This is a genomic window from Olivibacter jilunii (assembly GCF_900607235.1).
Classification (GTDB): Bacteria; Bacteroidota; Bacteroidia; order Sphingobacteriales; family Sphingobacteriaceae; genus Olivibacter; species Olivibacter oleidegradans.
Map to the genome: position 1 here is coordinate 957,556 of NZ_LR027848.1, position 18,569 is coordinate 976,124.

Here is an 18,569-nt window from a genome sequence, read left to right on the forward strand (position 1 = left end):
ATTTTTTAATGGTAAAAGGTAAAAAGGTTAAAGAATCCACTCATCTCTCGGAGATTATTATACACGGTATCCAAGAGAAGAAAGGTAACGAAATAGTTAGATTAGACCTCCAAAATGTACATAGCTCTGTTTCTGATTATTTTGTAATATGTCATGCCGAATCGACAACCCAAGTGAGGGCGATAGCGAAAAGTGTGGAAGAGGAAGTGTATAAAGCGGTTAAACAAGATCCATGGCGAAAAGAAGGGTTAGATCATGCTGAATGGATTTTGCTGGATTACATAGACGTTGTTGTACATATCTTCAAAACGGATAAAAGGCAATTTTATGCGATAGAAGATTTATGGGGCGATGCAGAACTGAAATATTTTCAAAGTGCATAAGATCCCGAGCTAAATAAACAAAGAGGATAAAACAATTTATGAAAGATAATATGTCAAATCAACCTGGGAAAATAAAGAAAGTTCCGGGGAAGAAAATCAGCCCCAAACCTCCTAAATTCAATATCATGTGGTTATGGATAGCCATGATATTGGGTTTTATTGCTCTTCAGTACGTTTTCACGGGAGAGAGTGCGAAAGAAATTACCTATCAACGATTTGAATCTACCATGTTGAAAGAAGGAGACGTGGAAAAGTTGGTAGCATATAAGCGAAATGAGTTAATTGGTGTTGAGGTTTATATTAAAAAGGATAAACTCAATCAAGAGAAATATAAGGACGTGCGCCCAAAAAATAACGGGCTTAATCTTTCCACCGGTAGTGCGGGACCCCAGTACTTTTTTCAAGATGGATCCTTCGATGCTTTGGAGCGTAAGTTAAACGCTGCACAGCAAGGTGTTCCCGAAAATCAACGGGTGAGTGTTACATTGGAGGAGAGAAATAGTCCTTGGACCGGCTGGTTACTGTCTATCATCCTGCCCTTGGGTCTTGTGATTCTTTTTTGGGTTTTCATTATGCGCCGAATGGGTGGCGGTGCCGGTGGTGCCGGCGGTCAGATTTTCAATATTGGTAAATCGAAGGCACAGCTATTTGATAAAGAATCTCAAGTAAATATTACCTTCAATGACGTGGCGGGATTGGAAGAGGCCAAGCAGGAGGTTATGGAAATTGTAGATTTTCTAAGAAATCCCAAGAAATATACCAATCTCGGAGGAAAGATTCCGAAGGGCGCGCTATTAGTAGGATCTCCAGGAACAGGGAAAACATTGTTGGCTAAGGCTGTTGCAGGAGAGGCGCAAGTACCGTTCTTTTCGTTATCGGGATCAGACTTCGTTGAAATGTTTGTTGGGGTTGGAGCTTCGCGTGTGCGGGATTTATTCAAACAGGCGAAAGATAAGGCCCCTTGCATTATCTTCATCGATGAGATCGATGCGATTGGACGCGCTCGTGGCAAAAATAATATTGTTGGCGGGAATGATGAAAGAGAGAATACACTTAATCAACTATTGGTTGAGATGGATGGATTCGGCACGGATTCGGGTATTATCATCTTAGCTGCAACAAACCGACCGGATGTACTAGACTCGGCTTTATTGAGACCGGGGCGTTTTGATCGACAGATTTCGATCGATAAGCCGGATTTGGTAGGCCGGGAGCAGATATTTAAAGTGCATTTGAAGCCGATTAAACTGGCAGCAGATGTAGAAGCGAAGAAATTATCGGCGCAAACACCTGGTTTTGCAGGGGCAGAAATCGCTAACGTTTGTAATGAAGCCGCGCTTATAGCCGCTCGTAAAAATAAAGAATCGGTTGATATGCAGGATTTCCAAGATGCAATCGATCGGGTTATCGGCGGATTGGAGAAGAAAAATAAAATTATTTCTCCTGAAGAGAAGCGAATTGTCGCTTATCACGAAGCTGGACACGCTATAGCTGGATGGTTCTTGGAACATGCTGATCCTTTGGTTAAGGTATCCATCGTTCCTCGTGGAGTAGCCGCTTTAGGTTATGCCCAATACTTGCCGAAAGAGCAGTTTTTGTATACCACGGAGCAGTTAATTGACGGTATGTGCATGACCATGGGCGGAAGGGTTGCTGAAGATCTTACTTTTGGCAAAATTTCTACAGGGGCGCAGAATGACTTGGAGCGCATTACCAAATTAGCTTATGCAATGGTGGCTGTATATGGTATGAATAATAAGGTTGGTAATATATCGTTTAACGATAGTCAGGAGTCTCAATTCCAAAAACCTTACTCCGAAAAGACGGCGGAGCTTATTGATGAAGAAGTTCGTAAATTGATAAGCGATGTTTATGAGAAAACGCGGCAATTGCTTAGCGAAAAGTCAGGCGGACTGAAGGCCTTAGCAGAAAAGTTATTGGAAAAAGAAATATTATTCCAATCGGATTTAGAGGAAATCTTAGGCAAAAGGCCTTTCGACCACCGTACTACATATGACGAATTTGTGAACGGTGATGAAGGTTCTTCTGATCAACGGAAAGCAGCTGAGGGGCTCATGCATGAAGGTGTAGGGGACAATTCCGGAACCTTCGATAAAACCAAATCCTCCGATGAAAACAGTACAACTGACACGGTGAAATAATCGTTTTACCAAAACTAATATCAAAAGAGACGCAGCTAAGTTGGTTGCGTCTCTTTTTTTATACTACCTAATTGGTTACACAGTCTATCTTCTCTTTCAGGTTTTTAATAAAAAACTTATAACTTGCACTTTAAATAGATGACTATGCAAGAAGCTACTGCGAAGGAAAGATTGTTGAAGAAAATACGAAAAGCGTTGTTGCTAAAGCGGGATAATCCCTACCCTAATTTGGAAGAAGTGCCTCTATATAAAGAGTCTGATGAAGCCATTGAGATTATGTTCGCTCAAAATTTTACAGCCGTTGCCGGTAACTTCGTTTTTTGTGAGGATGAAATCCAACTGATAGAAAGCTTACTTGCCATTACGGAAAAGGAAAATATTAAGCGGATTTATGCTTGGGAGAGCGAGATACAAGAAATACTTGATCGGTATGAATTTCCATTCTTTAGAGGGGACGCGGAGTTTCAAAAAGCAGAAATGGGTATTACGAAATGTGAGGCACTCATTGCACGGTCAGGAAGTATTTTAGTAAGCAATGGCGGTGCTGCAGGAAGAAGATTGAGCATTTATCCTCATGTACATGTCGTAATCGCCTATATGTCGCAACTGGTAATGGATCTAAAGGACGGATTTGAAGTTGTCAAGCGAAAATACGAGCAGATACCTACCATGATCAGTGCAATTACAGGCCCGAGCAGGACTGCCGATATTGAAAAGACCTTAGTTTTAGGAGCTCACGGGCCTAAACAATTATATCTACTATTGTTGGACGACACGATTGAGTCATAACAATATACTAATATTTTTAGCCGTAATACTAAATATATTAGTATATTTGTTTATGGATACAATGCAAAATGAGGAGTATTTTAAGGGTAGGGGAGCTCAAATAAATACACACAATAAGTTTTTTAAAAACAAATATGTTTGTGAGCACATAGAGGGCTTAGATGAGCCTTTTCTGGAAAATACAGCTACTCAGATCATAGAGTCTTATCCTAAACAGATTATAAGTGAGAGTGACAGTCCGGATTTACGCTTTATGAGGTCAATAAATCCTTATCAAGGATGCGAGCACGGGTGCATTTATTGCTATGCTCGGAATGCGCATGAATATTGGGGGTATAGCGCCGGACTGGATTTTGAAAGAAAAATTATTGTAAAACGTAATTGTGCAACCCTCTTAGAGAAGGAGTTTAACGCAAAAGGTTATGTTCCTTCAACCATTATGCTGTCCGGAAATACCGATTGTTATCAGCCGCTGGAGCGCAAACTTAAGCTTACACGATCTTTGCTTTACGTTTTTTTGAAATATAAGCATCCCGTTTCCATTATTAGTAAGAATAACCTGATACTTCGTGATCTGGACATTTTAACTGAACTGGCAAAATGGAAACTGGTACATGTAGCAGTTACGATCAATTCTTTAAATGAGGAATTAAGGCAAAAAATGGAACCTAGAACGGTAACGGCTGCTGGGCGACTGAATGTGATAAAGAAATTGACGGATGCCGGCATCCCGGTCATGTTAATGTGTGCGCCAATTGTACCGGGTTTGAACAGCGACGAAATGCCGGCCCTTATTGAGCAAGCGGCAAAGCATGGAGCCACTGCAGCTTCTTTTACCATTGTAAGACTTAATGGAGCAATCGGGGAGATATTTAAAGATTGGGTTCATAAGGCCTACCCGGATAGGGCTGAAAAAATTTTGCATGGTATTGCTGCGTGTCATGGTGGAAATTTAAATGACAGTCAGTTTGGTAGGCGGATTAGAGGAGAAGGACAACTCGCCGATAGTCTGCATCAGCTATTTAAATTGTCGGTGTCGCGCTTTATGGGTGAAAATAAGCTGACCGAATTACGTAGCGATCTATTCGTTCCAACCAAGGGGAAACAATTAGGATTATTCTAACGATTAATAACAATTTTTTAGTACTTTCAACCCTATTATTTAAGATATGGAGAGTTATATCACAGAAACACCTGTTGCCAGCCTAATTTTTGTTTTTACGCTTATCACCAGTATTTATGCCTTTTCAAATCACGGTGTTCTTGAAAAGTTTATGCTGCATCCATATAGCATAAGTAGGGGAGCGCGAATATATACATTACTTACCAGTGGCATGATTCACCGTGATTGGATGCATTTATTTTTTAACATGTTCACCTTCTCTTTTTTCGGTTTTCAATTAGAAAAAATTTTGGTATCCATCAGCAGCTGGGGACATGTACAATTTGCTTTAATTTATCTGTTGAGCTTGGTTATTAGTGATATAACCACCATTATGAAGCAGAAAAACAATTACAATTACTATAGTTTGGGGGCTTCAGGTGCCATCTGTGGGGTACTTTTTAGTGCTATTCTATTTCAACCCACCTCTTATATAGGTGTGTTTTTTATTCCCATCCCTGCGGTTATTTTTGGTCCCTTGTTTTTATTCTATTGTGTGTGGGCAGCTAAAGTAGGGCGCGATAGCATCAACCATGATGCACACTTTTATGGTGCGATCGTTGGCCTTGTTGTTACGGTATTACTATACCCTCAGGTTATTGGTCACTTTTTCAGCGCCGTAGGACAACTGTTCACTTAGTCGCCATAAGTCTTAGGTAAATCAATTGCTTCACACGGGCGGAATGATCCGTTTTGATCCGCCAAAAATGTCATCGGGTTTTCAGGATCCTTAATGATTTCAAATAAGGTAAAACCCCAAGGTTTCCAGAAATTTTCCAGTACCTGTCCATATGTCTTAGCTTGAAACGTATCAAAGATGGGGCGTGTGTCCATGCCCGCTAGTGGCATAGGTTCGATATAGACGATTTTTTCGGTTGGCAGTATGGCATATTCAGGTAGCCGATTAAAGAGATAAGCAGAATAAAAAAATAAGCCACAAATCTCTTCAAACTGAATGGGATGCAGTTTTTTTCCGGATACTAACTGAAGCTTCCGCTCGTGATATCTATTATTGGCTCCGTTGTCTTGCAAGCAAGCTACAATGCCGAAATTGTTCATTCGTAATGAGAAAACCAATGTGTTAATTTCATCTCGATAACTGAATTTGTCTTCCGGACTGTCTATTTCAAATACGTTGATGCTGAAAGGTAAACTGCCTTCGAATTCCATAGATTTAATCATCGATTGCAGCATAACATGTAGATTGGAAAATTTTTTGGCTAGAACCTGCGAAAAGTTCATCGCTTCACCGCTCATATGCTGTTGCCTGATCCCAATCTGTATTTCATTGAATACAATTCCATAAAGAAGCTTTCCAATCCATTGAAACAATAATTGCTTGTTAAGTTTGATTACTTCCTGATAGCCTCCTAAAAAAGCCGCTTTTACTTCCTCTTCTAACTTTTCCAATCTATCAGAAGTGTCTGCCGAACAAGGCACCTTAAGCTTTTTGTAAGTCGTTATACTTTCGTCGAGCAACTTGAATGGCTTTTCTTCTAAATGATAATGTTGCATCAGCCAGGAAGGGAACACCTGTATTTGTTCTTCGGATGATGTTAACGTTTGCCCACTTAAAAAGCAAGTCTTATTGTCAAACGAAAATTTATGAAAGGGGTAGTATAACATTGTTAAATAGTTAATAGGGAACTTGTTAATAGTTAGTAGGAAATAGAGAACTTGTTAATAGAAATGTTGGATCGAGATAACTAATCATTTTGTCTTCAATATCTGTATAAGTTTTATCAACATTCTCTTTATATGGATAATTTCTTCTTGCAACCGGCTATTTTCAATACAGAAATTTAAGCGCTTAGCAATTTCCAATTGTGTTTCTATCTCAACGATAGATCCTAAGCTAACATATAAAAATTGTATGTATTCCTTAACAAATTGTCTTGCGGCTCCTTCTGCAATATTTGAAGGGATTGATATAGCAGCCCTTCTCATTTGACTGGTAAGGCCAAATTTTTCTTCTTCAGGAAATTTAGCGGTTAATTGATAAATGTTCTGGACAAAGTCCAAAGACTTTTGATATACTAATAAATCTTTATGGGAATTAATTTCATTCATAAGCTAACCTTGAAATGACAGCGCATATCGAAAGAGGAAAGGGCGCTTAAAGCTTTACGCTATTAACCACTCCCTTGTTCCCTATTAACAGCTAACTATATTGCTTATTATAATATTCCTGATAGGCTCCCGAGGTTACGTTATTTAGCCATTCTTCATTTGCTAAATACCAATCAACGGTCTTTTCCAATCCTTCTTCGAACTGTAAGCTAGGCACCCATCCCAAATCTTTTTGCAGTTTTGTGGAATCGATCGCATACCGTAAATCATGGCCTGCACGATCTTTAACGAAAGTGATAAGTTTTGCCGATTCGCCTGCGGGTCGTCCCAACTTCCGATCCATAATGTTACAAAGTAATCGGATCAGATCAATGTTTTTCCATTCATTATGCCCACCAATATTGTAGGTATCGCCGGCCTTTGCTTGGTGGAAAATAACGTCGATGGCACGGGCATGGTCTTCTACCCACAACCAATCCCTAACATTTTCCCCTTTCCCATAAACAGGCACGGGTTTATTGTTTTTTATATTATGAATTGCTAAGGGAATCAGTTTTTCCGGGAAGTGATGGGAACCATAATTGTTTGAACAATTTGAGATGACCGTATTAAGCCCATACGTATCATGATAGGCCCTGACAAAGTGATCGGAGCTTGCCTTTGAAGCAGAGTAAGGTGAGTGTGGGTCGTACTTCGTTTCTTCGGTGAACATACCACTTTCTCCCAAGGCGCCATAGACCTCATCTGTACTAACATGATAAAAACGTTTGCTACTATCACCTTCCCAGTATTTCCGCGCAGCATTCAATAAGTTGACAGTTCCAACGACATTGGTCAGTACAAAATCCAAGGGGTTGCTAATAGAGCGATCTACGTGCGACTCAGCAGCAAGATGGATTACGGCATCCGGTTTGACACGCTCGAACAGCTCATTGATAAATGCAGCGTCAGTAATGTCACCCTTTACGAATTCATAGTTCACCTGATCTTCTATATCCGATAAGTTGGCAAGGTTACCGGCATATGTTAATTTATCGAGGTTAATAATGTGGTATTGCGGATAGTTGTTAACAAAACGTCTTACTACGTGCGATCCAATAAATCCGGCACCTCCTGTTATAATGATATTCATGGTCTTTCTATTAAGTATGTTTGCTAAACACAATTTTATTATCCAAATGGATTTTTCTCTTTTAAATAAACTTCCCAAGCCCAAGCCGAACGCATCATTTCCTCCACATCCAATTCGGCTTTCCACCCCAATTCCGTCAATGATTTAGAGACATCTCCCCACACTTTTTCGATGTCTCCTGCACGGCGTGGGCCAATTTGATAATTCAGTTTTACGCCTGTTGACGATTCGAAGGCCCTGATAATTTCGAGCACGGACAAACCTTTACCCGTACCGATGTTGAATACTTCATAATTGGCTTTGGCCTTATGTTCTTCTAAACGTTTTATGGCCGCTACGTGTGCCTTTGCGAGGTCTACAACATGGATATAATCCCTAATGGCTGATCCATCGGGTGTATCATAGTCATTTCCGAACACGGTAACTTTTTCTCGCTTTCCAATTGCTGTCTGTGTAATGAAGGGTACAAGGTTTTGAGGTACACCTAATGGCAATTCGCCGATTAAAGCACTGGCATGTGCTCCCACAGGATTAAAATAACGTAAAGCAATGATATGATAATTGGCAAAAGCCTTGGCCGTATCGCTTAAGATTTCTTCAGCTACCTGTTTAGTATTACCGTAGGGCGATTCAGCTTTTTGAACCGGTGCGCTTTCGGTTACCGGTAATTCCTTAGGCTGCCCATAAACTGTACAGCTTGAGGAGAATACAAAATTGATATCGCGATCCTTAAATGCATTTAATAGATTGAGTAAAGAAAAGAAATTGTTTCGATAGTACTTGATCGGTTCTTCTACAGATTCGCCAACCGCTTTGCTGGCCGCGAAATGAATGAGTCCGGTGATATCCGGGTTATTCTTTACAAATTCGATTACCTTTTGTTCGTTGCAGAGGTCAAATTCATGAAACTCCGGGCTATTTCCGGTGATGGAAGCTATTTGTTTCAAAACCCCTTTATTAGAATTCGATAAATTATCAATAATAACAGGCGTGTAACCTGCATTTTGTAATTCTACAACGGTATGCGATCCGATATATCCCGTACCGCCGGTAACCAAAATTTTGCTCATATAATCGATTTTAATTAATGCTTGTTATAATACGTAAAATCTTTGTGTTTTATTTCTTTTTCGGGAAGTGATTTAAAATATTTATAAGTCTTTTGCAGACCTTCCTCCCGTCCAATCTTAGGTTCCCATCCTAGAATTTCCTTCGCTTTTGTTATATCGGGTCTTCTTTGTTTAGGATCATCGATCGGTAGGTCACGATAAACTAGTTTCTGATTCGTTCCTGTCAGTCTTATTATTTCTTCACCAAATTGCTTGATGGTTATTTCATCAGGATTTCCTATGTTTACGGGTTGTGTATAATCACTCATTAATAACCGGTAAATGCCATCTATTTGATCGTCCACATAACAAAACGAACGTGTTTGTGAGCCGTCTCCGAATACGGTTAGGTCTTCACCTCGCAAGGCTTGTCCTATAAAAGCAGGTAAAACCCTTCCATCGTTTAGTCGCATACGCGGACCGTAAGTGTTAAATATTCGAACAATCCGTGTATCCAATCCATGAAACGTATGGTAAGCCATGGTAATAGCTTCCTGAAAACGCTTAGCCTCATCATATACCCCGCGAGGACCTACCGGATTTACATTTCCCCAATATTCTTCCGGCTGCGGACTTACCGTAGGATCGCCATATACTTCTGACGTGGATGCTACTAAAATGCGCGATTGTTTAGAACGTGCTAAGCCGAGTAAATTGTGGGTGCCTAAGGAACCGACTTTTAATGTCTGAATTGGAATTTTTAGATAATCAATCGGACTAGCAGGAGATGCGAAATGTAAAATATAATCTAGGCGCCCCGGTACGTAGACAAATTTGGAAACATCATGATTGTAAAACTCAAAATTTTCCAGTTTGAATAAATGCTCGATATTTCGTAAATCCCCGGTTATTAGATTGTCCATTCCGATTACATGGAAATCCTCTTTGATAAAACGATCGCATAAATGTGATCCAAGGAAACCAGCTGCCCCGGTAATTAATATGCGCTTTCTTGACATGCTTTAATAAATGTTTGGAATATTCTTTGGCGAAGATAAACAAATTGAATATAATTGCCGTTTCTTATAAAAAACTATCAGGGCCTTGTCTGTCCTTAAAATGATTCATAATCTTCTAACAGCATGTGGATATTGTATAATTTGGGTATTTTTTTGGGACAGTTTTTTGTGCTCATTGCCGCACCCTTTAATGCGCGGGTTCGGAAATGGAAAGAAGGCCGGCAAGGCTTGTTTAAGTTGATCGCCAGTAAAGTAGACTCATCAAAGAAACACACTTGGTTTCATTTTGCTTCCTTAGGCGAATTTGAGCAAGGCCGCACTGTTTTGGAAGCCTATAGAACACATTTTCCTAACAAGCTAGTGGTAGTTACTTTCTTTTCTCCATCCGGCTACGAGGTGCGAGCTAACTATGCCAAAGCGGATTATGTGTTTTATCTCCCCGCAGACACACCCGCCAATGCCAAGAGGTTTATCGAGCTCATCAATCCAGAAGAAGTGTTCTTCGTAAAGTATGAATTTTGGCACAATTATTTTAAGGCGCTTCATAATCGGCGAATTCCCCTTTATTTAGTTTCGGCTATATTCCGGAAAGGGCAATTTTATTTCACTTGGTATGGCCGACTTTTTAGATCGACTTTGCGCTATGTGACTTTTTATTTCGCTCAAAATCAGGAAAGTGTTGCTTTGCTGCATAGTATTGGTCTTAAAAATGTTTCGTTAACGGGTGACACCCGATTCGATCGCGTGGCGCTCCTCTCGCAGCATAAACGCGAGATAGAGGTTGTTTCCCGTTTTGTTGACGGACATAAAGTTCTAGTGGCGGGGAGTACTTGGTTGCCCGATGAAGAATTGATTATGTCTTTGCGACAGGTTTATCCCGAATGGAAAATAGTGATTGCGCCACATATTGTTGATGCCGCTCATTTAAATGAAATTGATAGCCGATTTAAACAGAGTGTGCGGTTCTCCACGTTAAATAGTAGCGTTCATCCAAAAGATAATGCGAATGCTTTTGTACTAATTATAGACAACATAGGTATGCTCTCCTACTTGTATAGTTATGCAGATGTCGCTTATATTGGTGGTGGTTTCGGCGTTGGAATTCATAATATATTGGAGGCGGCAACTTATGGCGTTCCGGTAATTTTTGGCCCTCACTATCACAAATTTCAAGAAGCAAAAGACCTAATTGCAGCCAAAGCAGCTTTTAGCATTCGCAACTTACAAGAGTTTGTAGCAGTGTTTGAACGTTTGCAAGAAATAGAGATTAGACAGGAGGCGGGGAATCGAGCGTATGGCTATGTACAACAACAGGCTGGTGCTACGGCGAAGATTATCGATTATTTGGCTGGAAATCGAGAGTAGGTCCGTAGTTGGGTGCAGTGGTGGCATTTACTCGACCATTCTTGAAAGTAGAAGGAATAAGGTGCGACTAACAACTGCTAATACATCGGCTCAAATCACTTTCGCTTCTCTGATTTTCCTCCTAAAGAGCTTGCCTGGTAAATATTTACTGGCCCAAATCGCTTTAATTTCACTTCCCGCTATAAATATTTCTTCTTTTTGTTTGTCTAAATGAGGGATCAAGCGTTTCACGAACTCGGATACTGACATTGCTTTGATGTGGACATCATCTTTCTTTTGATATTTTTCACCATTGCCTATTAGTGCTTTTTCGCCCAATGAGGTGTTTACGAAACCAGGGCATACCATACTAATGTGTATGTTGTCGTCGTAGATTTCCGGTCGCAGGGATTCGAAATAACCATGTAATGCATGTTTGGATGCTGCATAAGAAGATCTAAATCGCGTTCCAATTTTTCCCATCAAGCTGCTTATAACTATGATATGCCCTCTGCCCTGTTGTTGCATGGCGGGTAATACCGCTTGGGTTATGGCTACAGGTCCCCAATAATTAATGTCCATAATCTTTTGTGCCACGGATAACTTTGTGTCTATGGCTAAGGCCCGTTGGGTTACACCGGCGGAATGGATCAATGTGTCGATTCTGCCAAATATGCGTAATGCTTCCAGTGCTTTTTCGGGCAGGGAAGTTTCGTCTTCTAAATCAAGAGGTAACACATGGACATTCATGGGATTGCCTTTGCAGGCTGCTTTTACTTGGTATAGCTTGTCTCTCGAACGGGCAGAAATGATAAGCTTAGCGCCTATAGAAGCATAGTACTTGGCCAAGCCTTCTCCTATTCCGGCTGAAGCGCCAATAATCCAAATAACTCGATGACCGGCAGGTATTATATTTTTTTTAGATCTTTTCATGTTCATATCCTTCTTCAATAAAAAGTTCGGAAGCGATGTAATCGGCCATCAATTTTCCTGAAACGGTCAGTTTTAGGCAATCGCGCTCCCTATATATTTTGTTATCTTCTTCAAACTGCTTCGCATTGCTTACAACATAGCCCAGGGCGGCACTTCCGTAGAGACGTTCGAGGTATTCTAGATCGAGCCCCCACATTGTTCGTAAAGAAGTCATGATATACTCATTGATCCGATCGATTTCAGATAATGTCTCGACCTCAGCAGGAACACGCTGATGGTTTATCGATGTTATATACTGCTGGTTGTTATTGATATTCCATTGCCGTTGTAATCCATTGAACGAATGAGCGGAAGGACCTATTCCTAAATAGGGCTTTGATTTCCAGTAATTTGTGTTGTGTTTTGCATAACGACTCGGTAATGCAAAATTTGAAATTTCGTAATGCTCATAAGCATAGCCGTCCAGCGTTTCAATGAGTTGAAGAAATTGTGCTGCCGCCTGTTCATCGTCCATTTTTTTATATTTTCCTACCTTTATGAGATGGGCTAAGGCTGTTTTTGGCTCTACTGTCAAACTGTAAGCAGAGATATGCGGAATGTGAAGCTGTACGAGTTTCTGTATATTGTTTAACCATTTTTCATCGGTTAACAAAGGATAGCCATAAATTAAGTCGGCTGTGATATCTTCAAAACCGGCATCCTGTACTCGCTTTATCGCACTATCGGCTTCTTGAGCAGTATGCGCACGGTTCATCCATTTCAGATCTTCGTCATAGAACGACTGGATACCAATACTGAATCTGTTAATGGAAGTTCTTCGAAAAGCTTCAATCTTTGTTTTGCCTAAGTCGTCCGGATTTGCTTCCAGGGTGATTTCAACCGTATTGCTAATGTCGTAATGGCGACTTGCCTCATCCAGTAAGAAACTGATTTCCGATGCTTCTAAGATCGAAGGCGTGCCTCCGCCAAAATAGATTGTATTAATTCGATCGGTGGGAAGATAGCTCGATTGTAAGCGCAGTTCTTTCGCCATGGCTTCCAACATTTCATTTTTGTACTTGATTGAAGTGCTGAAATGAAAATCACAGTAGTGACATGCTTGTTTGCAAAAAGGTATATGAAAGTAAATACCGCCCATGCCTGCAAAGTTAAGGCAATGGAATGGATTTATTCTTCATCGTTAACTCATTTTATATAGGCTTCTTTTCCGGGATCGTCCAGAAGTAAATAGTAGATTCGCCAACTTTGATTTTTTTCTCAGGCTGCCAATCCCCCATATCAAATTCGTTTGAGACAATACGCGTACCGGGTTTTAATTGTTCCAATAGTTTTGGACGCAGTTTTAAATTGACATAGGGAAGCAGATACAGCGTCACCACGGATGCTTTACTGAAATCCACGTCAAAAAGATCTTGCTGTAGGAACTGAACCTTGTCGCTAACACCTTCTTTCTGTGCATTTCGATTCGCTTCCTTAATTCTATTCGGATCTATATCTACGCCAACACCGGTGGCTCCATACTCTTTAGCTGCCGTAATAACGATCCGGCCGTCTCCGCAACCTAAATCATATATCAAGTCGTTTTTGTTTACCTGGGCAATTTGTAGCATCGCTTCAACAACCGCTGGTTTACTGGCTACGTAAGGAACATCCAAAGATTGTTCTGTCCCGGTCTTCTTAGTAGAACAGGAAAGGAGTCCAAGGCATGTTGATAAAAAAAGTATGATAGCTAGCGGAAGTTTTTCTGCTAACTTCGAACGTTTATTTAAGTCGACAACCATATAATGTGTTAAGGTCTGTGGTAAAAGTTTTGACATAAAGGTACAACAATCGTACCTAATTTCTAATGTATTTTACCTTTTAAGACGCTGTTTCACTTAAACAGCTTCTTGAACGTAGATGCGCAATGCGATCATCGCACTTTGTGATGAAATTGTTATGCATCTGATAGATTTTGAGTAAATGGATTATTACGATTTTTTAATATCTTTGGCGGGCTGTTCTTATTTCATTATCTAAAGCATATAGGTACCGCATACAGGTTAGGGACGTAATTGCCGGGAGCGTGAAATTTCAAAAGATGAATAAGAATCCCCTTGACAAAATCGTTGTTTTGAAAGATACATTGAAAAGACTACGCTATATATCTTTAAAAATTAAATAACATCTGGATGAATATCCACCATTTTATATCACAAGAAAATACGAGTTTTATCAATCCCTTATTTATCTTGTATACTTTCCCCCCAAATAACATAGCTACCCAATTTTGCGTCGTTGTTAATGACGACCCACAAGTTGAGGAATTGTACGGGCAAAATAATGTAAATACTTATCAATAATTATATACAAATGAAATACAAACGTATCCTACTTAAACTTAGCGGAGAAGCTTTAATGGGTAACAAACAGTACGGTATCGATATCGACCGTGTCGCCCAGTACGCACAAGACATAAAAGCTGTCTATGATGAAGGGGTAGAGATTGCAATTGTTATTGGAGGCGGAAACATTTACCGTGGACTGAGTGCAGAAAAAGCAGGGATGGATCGTGTGCAAGCTGACTACATGGGCATGCTGGCCACCGTCATCAACAGCATGGCTTTACAGGATGCGTTAGAAAAGGCTGGCATGAAAACGCGCCTGCTCACAGCGATAAAAATGGAGCAGATTTGCGAGCCGTTTATCCGAAGAAGGGCAGTAAGGCATCTGGAAAAAGGTAGAATCGTAATTTTTGGTGCCGGTACTGGAAACCCATACTTTACTACGGATACGGCGGCTTCTTTAAGAGCTATTGAAATCAATGCGGATGTTGTGTTAAAAGGTACTCGGGTAGACGGTATCTATACTGCCGATCCGGAAAAGGATCCTAATGCAACTAAGTTTGACCAGATTACCTTCCAAGATGTATATAATCAAGGATTGAATGTAATGGATATGACAGCCTTTACTTTATGCCAAGAGAATAAATTGCCGATTATCGTATTTGACATGAACAAAAGTGGCAATTTAGTTCGTTTAGCACAAGGCGAGCTAATAGGTACTTTGGTAAAAGACTAAGGCAGCTTAAAGGAGTGGGATGTAGGGTATAAGGCTTATGGTTAATTTGATAACCTTATGCGTTATGCCCTACATCTTCACCTTTCGTCCTTATTGAAGCAATTCCTTTAAGGCTCGGTCCACTTTATGGAAACCAAATTCGCCCAGGACCTTATCGAAGAGGTTTTTTATTTCTTTGTTTTGTAAGTTTCCGATGCTCCCTTCGTGCGTGTGCTTTACTTCCTTAATGGGTTTAAAAGTCCCTTTTTCTATTGCCAAACCGATGTTTTTATAAGCCTCTCTAAAAGGGACGCCTTGTAACACTTCATGATTCACCACTTCTACACTGAATAAGTAGTTGTATTTTGGATCCTCGAGAATATTTGTATTGACTTTAATATTGCTCAGCATTAAGTGCATCATTTGAAGGCAGTCGTTGATGGATTGAAAGGCAGGAAATAAATTCTCTTTCAGCAACTGCAAGTCTCGATGATATCCCGAAGGAAGATTTGTGGTCATCAAAGCGATTTCATTTGGCAAGGCCTGGATTTTATTGCAGCGAGCTCGGATAAGTTCAAAGACGTCCGGGTTTTTTTTATGGGGCATGATGCTGGATCCTGTGGTCAATTTATCGGGAAAACTAATGAATCCGAAATTTTGATTCATATATAGGCAGGCATCCATGGCCATTTTTGCTAGTGACGCGGCGATTGCACTCATTCCTTGTGCTAAGACTCGTTCTGTCTTTCCACGGCCCATCTGTGCGTATACAACGTTGTAGTTTAAGGTCTCAAAACCCAATAATTCGGTGGTTAATGTTCTGTTCAATGGAAAGGAAGAACCATAGCCTGCTGCGGAACCCAAAGGGTTCTTATTGCATATCTTCCAAGCGGCCAACATAAGCTCCAGATCGTCTACTAAGCTTTCAGCGTAAGCACCAAACCAAAGCCCAAATGAGGAAGGCATAGCAATTTGCAAATGGGTATACCCCGGCATTAACACTTCCCGGTATTGATTACTTAGTTCTATGAGTAGCTCGAATAAAAACTTAGTATTTTCTACAATTTGTTTGATCTCGTTTCTAAAGTAAAGTTTGAGGTCGACCAATACCTGATCGTTTCTTGAACGACCACTGTGTATTTTCTTTCCGGCATCTCCGATACGTTGCGTGAGCAATAGCTCAATCTGAGAGTGAACGTCCTCCACATGCTCATCAATTGTAAAACCACCCGTCTCAATTTCGCGATAAATCTTTTTGAGCTCTTCTTGAATAACCGCTAGTTCGTCTTTTGTCAATAGGCCAATGCTTTCGAGCATCTGCGTATGCGCCAGGGATCCTAATACATCAAAAGGAGCCAAAAATATATCAAGTGCTCGATCGTTTCCTACTGTGAATTTTTCGACCGATTGCTCTACTTCCGTTTCTTTTTGCCAAAGTTTCATATGTAAATAATTTGTCTTTGAAAGGTCATATGAATGTCCAGATTATTTTCATTCGAGTTTGTGTTTTGCAGTCATGGACATTTCATAAGAAATTAAAATTCAAAATTAAAAAGTAAAAAAGCCATTAGCCGAGTGCCAATCTCCGATTGCTGATAACCGAAAGTTAATTGCTAATAGCTAAGACCTTGCTTAGCAAAGCTACATAAAGTTCTATTCCCTCTTCAATTTCGCGAAGATATATAAATTCATCCGCACTATGAGAGCGGGCGGAATCACCGGGACCCATTTTTAAAGACGGCACCGGAATGAGCGCTTGGTCACTCATGGTGGGCGACCCATATGTTTTCCTGCCTAAAGCCACTCCCGCTTTCACAAAAGGATGGTCTTTTGTTATTGATGAAGGATTGAGTCGAGTGGATCTCGGCTGTACATCGCTTGCCACATATTGGCGGATGATAGCCAGTACTTCTTCATTGGAATAAGCATCGGTTGTGCGCACGTCCACTACATAACTGCAGGTTGCCGGGACTACATTATGTTGGGATCCGGCATTGATGACTGTTACACTCATTTTTATAGGGCCGAAGATAGCGGATTCTTTAGGGAATTTATAGGCGCGGAACCACTCAATGTCTTTCATGGCTTTATAGATCGCATTATCGCCTTCTTCTCTTGCTGCATGTCCTGACGCCCCCTGGGCCATGCAGTCAAGTACCATTAGCCCTTTTTCGGCAATGGCGAGATGCATCTCCGTGGGCTCACCTACAATGGCAAAATCTATGGGCTCTAATAAGGGAAATATCAGCTCAATTCCATTCCTTCCTGAGATTTCTTCCTCTGCAGTTGCTGCTATGCATATATTGTAATGGAGTTCTTGTAAAGGATAAAAATGTAAGAAAGTTGCGATGAGAGAGACTAGCGGTCCACCTGCATCGTTACTTCCCAAGCCATATAATTTACCATCGCTTACAGCTGCTTTAAAGGGATCGCGGGAGTAACCTGTATTCGGTTTTACTGTGTCGTGGTGAGAATTTAATAAAATTGTGGGTTTACGCTTGTCATAAAACTGATTGTAAGCCCAAACGTTATTTAACTTCCTATAACAGGGTATATCCCGCTCTTGGAAGAAGCGCTGAATTCGATCTGCTGTCCCGGTTTCTTCCTTGCTGAAAGATGGAATTTCAATTAGGTCTTTCAATAAATTGATGCTATCCCTTATTAATGCGTCCATCTTATTCCTTATATAGCCCGCCGGCCCGTTCCGCAGAGAGCTTAATGCCTTTGATAAAGGCAGAGCTAAAACCGTTATGTTCCATCTCGTTTAGGCCGGCAATTGTGCAGCCTTTTGGTGAGGTTACTTTATCAATTTCGCTTTCCGGATGGCTTTGCATTTGCAATAACAAGTCGGCCGCACCCTTTGCGGTTTGAACAGCCATCTTTAATGCATCGTGGGCATGAAATCCAATTTCAACACCTCCCTGAGAAGCCGCGCGAATACTTCTTAAGAAAAAGGCAATCCCGCAAGCACAAAGCGCAGTGGCAGAGGTCATCAAATCTTCATTGATGGTAACTACAGCACCTACGGTTTCAAATAAGCGAGTGACCTCGTCCATATGCTGCTCGTGTGCATTATCAGAGGCGATACAAGTCATCGATTGTCCAATGGCGATAGCGGTGTTCGGCATCGCCCGTATTACTTGTACAGCATCGCCCAGCTTATGACGGATATCTCGGCAGCTTACGCCTGAAATTACTGAAACAACAAGCTGTTTATCGGCAATTACGGCTCCATTGATTTGTTCCAATACTTGATTTAGTTGCTGAGGGAGAACCGCCAGAACAATGATATTAGCATCAAGAACTGCTTCTCTATTATTGTCCGAAAGCTTAAATCCAAGTTTGGCTTCCTGTGACATATTTCTGATGTTCCTTCTCGTGAGCGTTATATCGGAGGCATTACAATAAGCCTTCGCTATCAGTCCTTTTGCCAAGGATAGGCCGATGTTGCCGCTTCCTATGATGGTAATCTTAGGCATAATGTTCG

The 18,569-nt window shown here is 40.8% G+C and carries 18 protein-coding genes; 7 read left to right on the forward strand and 11 right to left on the reverse strand.

Going from position 1 to position 18,569, the window contains the following annotated elements; genetic code table 11:
* Positions 1–8: 8 nt before the first annotated feature.
* The 5 genes from rsfS (at position 9) to E0E36_RS03990 (ending at position 5,136) form a co-directional block, all read left to right on the forward strand.
* Positions 9–383, forward strand: a complete 375-nt coding sequence (gene rsfS / locus E0E36_RS03970; RefSeq protein ID WP_013664356.1) for a ribosome silencing factor — start codon at positions 9–11, stop codon at positions 381–383.
* A 38-nt stretch (positions 384–421) separates the two neighbouring features.
* Positions 422–2,545 carry an ATP-dependent zinc metalloprotease FtsH gene (gene ftsH, locus E0E36_RS03975; RefSeq protein WP_130854800.1) on the forward strand — a complete coding sequence of 708 codons (2,124 nt, stop codon included), beginning with the start codon at positions 422–424 and terminating at the stop codon, positions 2,543–2,545.
* Positions 2,546–2,689: 144 nt separating this feature from the next.
* Positions 2,690–3,334 (forward strand): LutC/YkgG family protein, encoded by a 645-nt coding sequence (locus E0E36_RS03980; protein WP_013664354.1) that lies wholly within the window; start codon positions 2,690–2,692, stop codon positions 3,332–3,334.
* A 52-nt stretch (positions 3,335–3,386) separates the two neighbouring features.
* Positions 3,387–4,457 (forward strand): PA0069 family radical SAM protein, encoded by a 1,071-nt coding sequence (locus tag E0E36_RS03985; protein WP_207303713.1) that lies wholly within the window; start codon positions 3,387–3,389, stop codon positions 4,455–4,457.
* A 46-nt stretch (positions 4,458–4,503) separates the two neighbouring features.
* Positions 4,504–5,136, forward strand: a complete 633-nt coding sequence (locus tag E0E36_RS03990) for a rhomboid family intramembrane serine protease (RefSeq protein WP_013664352.1) — start codon at positions 4,504–4,506, stop codon at positions 5,134–5,136.
* Here E0E36_RS03990 and E0E36_RS03995 read toward each other — a convergent pair.
* The 5 genes from E0E36_RS03995 to E0E36_RS04015 all read right to left on the reverse strand — a co-directional run bounded on the left by E0E36_RS03995 (position 5,133) and on the right by E0E36_RS04015 (position 9,766).
* Positions 5,133–6,122 carry a hypothetical protein gene (locus tag E0E36_RS03995; RefSeq protein ID WP_130854801.1) on the reverse strand — a complete coding sequence of 330 codons (990 nt, stop codon included), beginning with the start codon at positions 6,120–6,122 and terminating at the stop codon, positions 5,133–5,135. The two genes, E0E36_RS03990 and E0E36_RS03995, sit on opposite strands and share 4 nt — an antisense overlap.
* Positions 6,123–6,206: 84 nt before the next feature.
* Entirely contained in the window at positions 6,207–6,566 is a 360-nt protein-coding gene (locus E0E36_RS04000; RefSeq protein WP_130854802.1) for a four helix bundle protein, read from the reverse strand.
* A 91-nt stretch (positions 6,567–6,657) separates the two neighbouring features.
* Positions 6,658–7,698 carry a dTDP-glucose 4,6-dehydratase gene (rfbB, locus tag E0E36_RS04005; protein ID WP_130854803.1) on the reverse strand — a complete coding sequence of 347 codons (1,041 nt, stop codon included), beginning with the start codon at positions 7,696–7,698 and terminating at the stop codon, positions 6,658–6,660.
* 38 nt (positions 7,699–7,736) lie between these two features.
* A complete protein-coding gene (gene galE / locus E0E36_RS04010) occupies positions 7,737–8,768 on the reverse strand; it encodes a UDP-glucose 4-epimerase GalE (RefSeq protein ID WP_130854804.1) in 1,032 nt (343 codons plus the stop codon).
* 14 nt (positions 8,769–8,782) lie between these two features.
* Positions 8,783–9,766: a UDP-glucuronic acid decarboxylase family protein gene (locus tag E0E36_RS04015; protein WP_130854805.1), complete on the reverse strand. Its 984-nt coding sequence runs from the start codon at positions 9,764–9,766 to the stop codon at positions 8,783–8,785.
* A 123-nt stretch (positions 9,767–9,889) separates the two neighbouring features.
* Here E0E36_RS04015 and E0E36_RS04020 point away from each other — a divergent pair, with 123 nt between their 5' ends.
* Entirely contained in the window at positions 9,890–11,131 is a 1,242-nt protein-coding gene (locus tag E0E36_RS04020) for a 3-deoxy-D-manno-octulosonic acid transferase (RefSeq protein ID WP_130854806.1), read from the forward strand.
* A gap of 90 nt (positions 11,132–11,221) precedes the next feature.
* On the opposite strand, the gene E0E36_RS04025 is transcribed toward E0E36_RS04020, so the two are convergent.
* The 3 genes from E0E36_RS04025 to E0E36_RS04035 are packed head-to-tail and all read right to left on the reverse strand — an operon-like array spanning position 11,222 to position 13,860.
* Positions 11,222–12,043 carry an SDR family NAD(P)-dependent oxidoreductase gene (locus E0E36_RS04025; protein WP_130854807.1) on the reverse strand — a complete coding sequence of 274 codons (822 nt, stop codon included), beginning with the start codon at positions 12,041–12,043 and terminating at the stop codon, positions 11,222–11,224.
* Positions 12,030–13,181, reverse strand: a complete 1,152-nt coding sequence (gene hemW / locus E0E36_RS04030) for a radical SAM family heme chaperone HemW (protein ID WP_130854808.1) — start codon at positions 13,179–13,181, stop codon at positions 12,030–12,032. The genes E0E36_RS04025 and hemW overlap by 14 nt, the downstream gene beginning before the upstream one ends.
* Before the next feature lie 52 nt (positions 13,182–13,233).
* Positions 13,234–13,860: an SAM-dependent methyltransferase gene (locus E0E36_RS04035; RefSeq protein ID WP_242627120.1), complete on the reverse strand. Its 627-nt coding sequence runs from the start codon at positions 13,858–13,860 to the stop codon at positions 13,234–13,236.
* A gap of 535 nt (positions 13,861–14,395) precedes the next feature.
* Here E0E36_RS04035 and pyrH point away from each other — a divergent pair.
* A complete protein-coding gene (gene pyrH, locus E0E36_RS04040) occupies positions 14,396–15,103 on the forward strand; it encodes a UMP kinase (RefSeq protein ID WP_013664341.1) in 708 nt (235 codons plus the stop codon).
* Between the two features lie 90 nt (positions 15,104–15,193).
* On the opposite strand, the gene argH is transcribed toward pyrH, so the two are convergent.
* The 3 genes from argH to proC all read right to left on the reverse strand — a co-directional run bounded on the left by argH (position 15,194) and on the right by proC (position 18,561).
* Positions 15,194–16,525 (reverse strand): argininosuccinate lyase, encoded by a 1,332-nt coding sequence (gene argH / locus E0E36_RS04045; RefSeq protein ID WP_130854809.1) that lies wholly within the window; start codon positions 16,523–16,525, stop codon positions 15,194–15,196.
* Positions 16,526–16,688: 163 nt separating this feature from the next.
* A complete protein-coding gene (locus E0E36_RS04050) occupies positions 16,689–17,756 on the reverse strand; it encodes a M20 family metallo-hydrolase (protein WP_130854810.1) in 1,068 nt (355 codons plus the stop codon).
* 1 nt (position 17,757) lies between these two features.
* On the reverse strand, positions 17,758–18,561 hold the full coding sequence (gene proC, locus E0E36_RS04055; RefSeq protein ID WP_013664338.1) for a pyrroline-5-carboxylate reductase: 804 nt from the start codon (positions 18,559–18,561) through the stop codon (positions 17,758–17,760).
* Positions 18,562–18,569 lie beyond the last annotated feature (8 nt).

Bases quoted from the DNA above. Each gene is read 5' to 3' on its own strand.
- E0E36_RS04020 (WP_130854806.1), top strand. From the start codon at position 9,890: ATGTGGATATTGTATAATTTGGGTATTTTTTTGGGACAGTTTTTTGTG.
- E0E36_RS04050 (WP_130854810.1), bottom strand. From the start codon at position 17,756: ATGGACGCATTAATAAGGGATAGCATCAATTTATTGAAAGACCTAATT.
- E0E36_RS03995 (WP_130854801.1), bottom strand. From the start codon at position 6,122: ATGTTATACTACCCCTTTCATAAATTTTCGTTTGACAATAAGACTTGC.
- E0E36_RS04015 (WP_130854805.1), bottom strand. From the start codon at position 9,766: ATGTCAAGAAAGCGCATATTAATTACCGGGGCAGCTGGTTTCCTTGGA.
- pyrH (WP_013664341.1), top strand. From the start codon at position 14,396: ATGAAATACAAACGTATCCTACTTAAACTTAGCGGAGAAGCTTTAATG.
- rsfS (WP_013664356.1), top strand. From the start codon at position 9: ATGGTAAAAGGTAAAAAGGTTAAAGAATCCACTCATCTCTCGGAGATT.
- E0E36_RS04035 (WP_242627120.1), bottom strand. From the start codon at position 13,860: ATGTCAAAACTTTTACCACAGACCTTAACACATTATATGGTTGTCGAC.
- proC (WP_013664338.1), bottom strand. From the start codon at position 18,561: ATGCCTAAGATTACCATCATAGGAAGCGGCAACATCGGCCTATCCTTG.
- argH (WP_130854809.1), bottom strand. From the start codon at position 16,525: ATGAAACTTTGGCAAAAAGAAACGGAAGTAGAGCAATCGGTCGAAAAA.
- hemW (WP_130854808.1), bottom strand. From the start codon at position 13,181: ATGGGCGGTATTTACTTTCATATACCTTTTTGCAAACAAGCATGTCAC.
- ftsH (WP_130854800.1), top strand. From the start codon at position 422: ATGAAAGATAATATGTCAAATCAACCTGGGAAAATAAAGAAAGTTCCG.
- E0E36_RS04000 (WP_130854802.1), bottom strand. From the start codon at position 6,566: ATGAATGAAATTAATTCCCATAAAGATTTATTAGTATATCAAAAGTCT.
- galE (WP_130854804.1), bottom strand. From the start codon at position 8,768: ATGAGCAAAATTTTGGTTACCGGCGGTACGGGATATATCGGATCGCAT.
- E0E36_RS03985 (WP_207303713.1), top strand. From the start codon at position 3,387: ATGGATACAATGCAAAATGAGGAGTATTTTAAGGGTAGGGGAGCTCAA.
- E0E36_RS04025 (WP_130854807.1), bottom strand. From the start codon at position 12,043: ATGAAAAGATCTAAAAAAAATATAATACCTGCCGGTCATCGAGTTATT.
- rfbB (WP_130854803.1), bottom strand. From the start codon at position 7,698: ATGAATATCATTATAACAGGAGGTGCCGGATTTATTGGATCGCACGTA.
- E0E36_RS03990 (WP_013664352.1), top strand. From the start codon at position 4,504: ATGGAGAGTTATATCACAGAAACACCTGTTGCCAGCCTAATTTTTGTT.
- E0E36_RS03980 (WP_013664354.1), top strand. From the start codon at position 2,690: ATGCAAGAAGCTACTGCGAAGGAAAGATTGTTGAAGAAAATACGAAAA.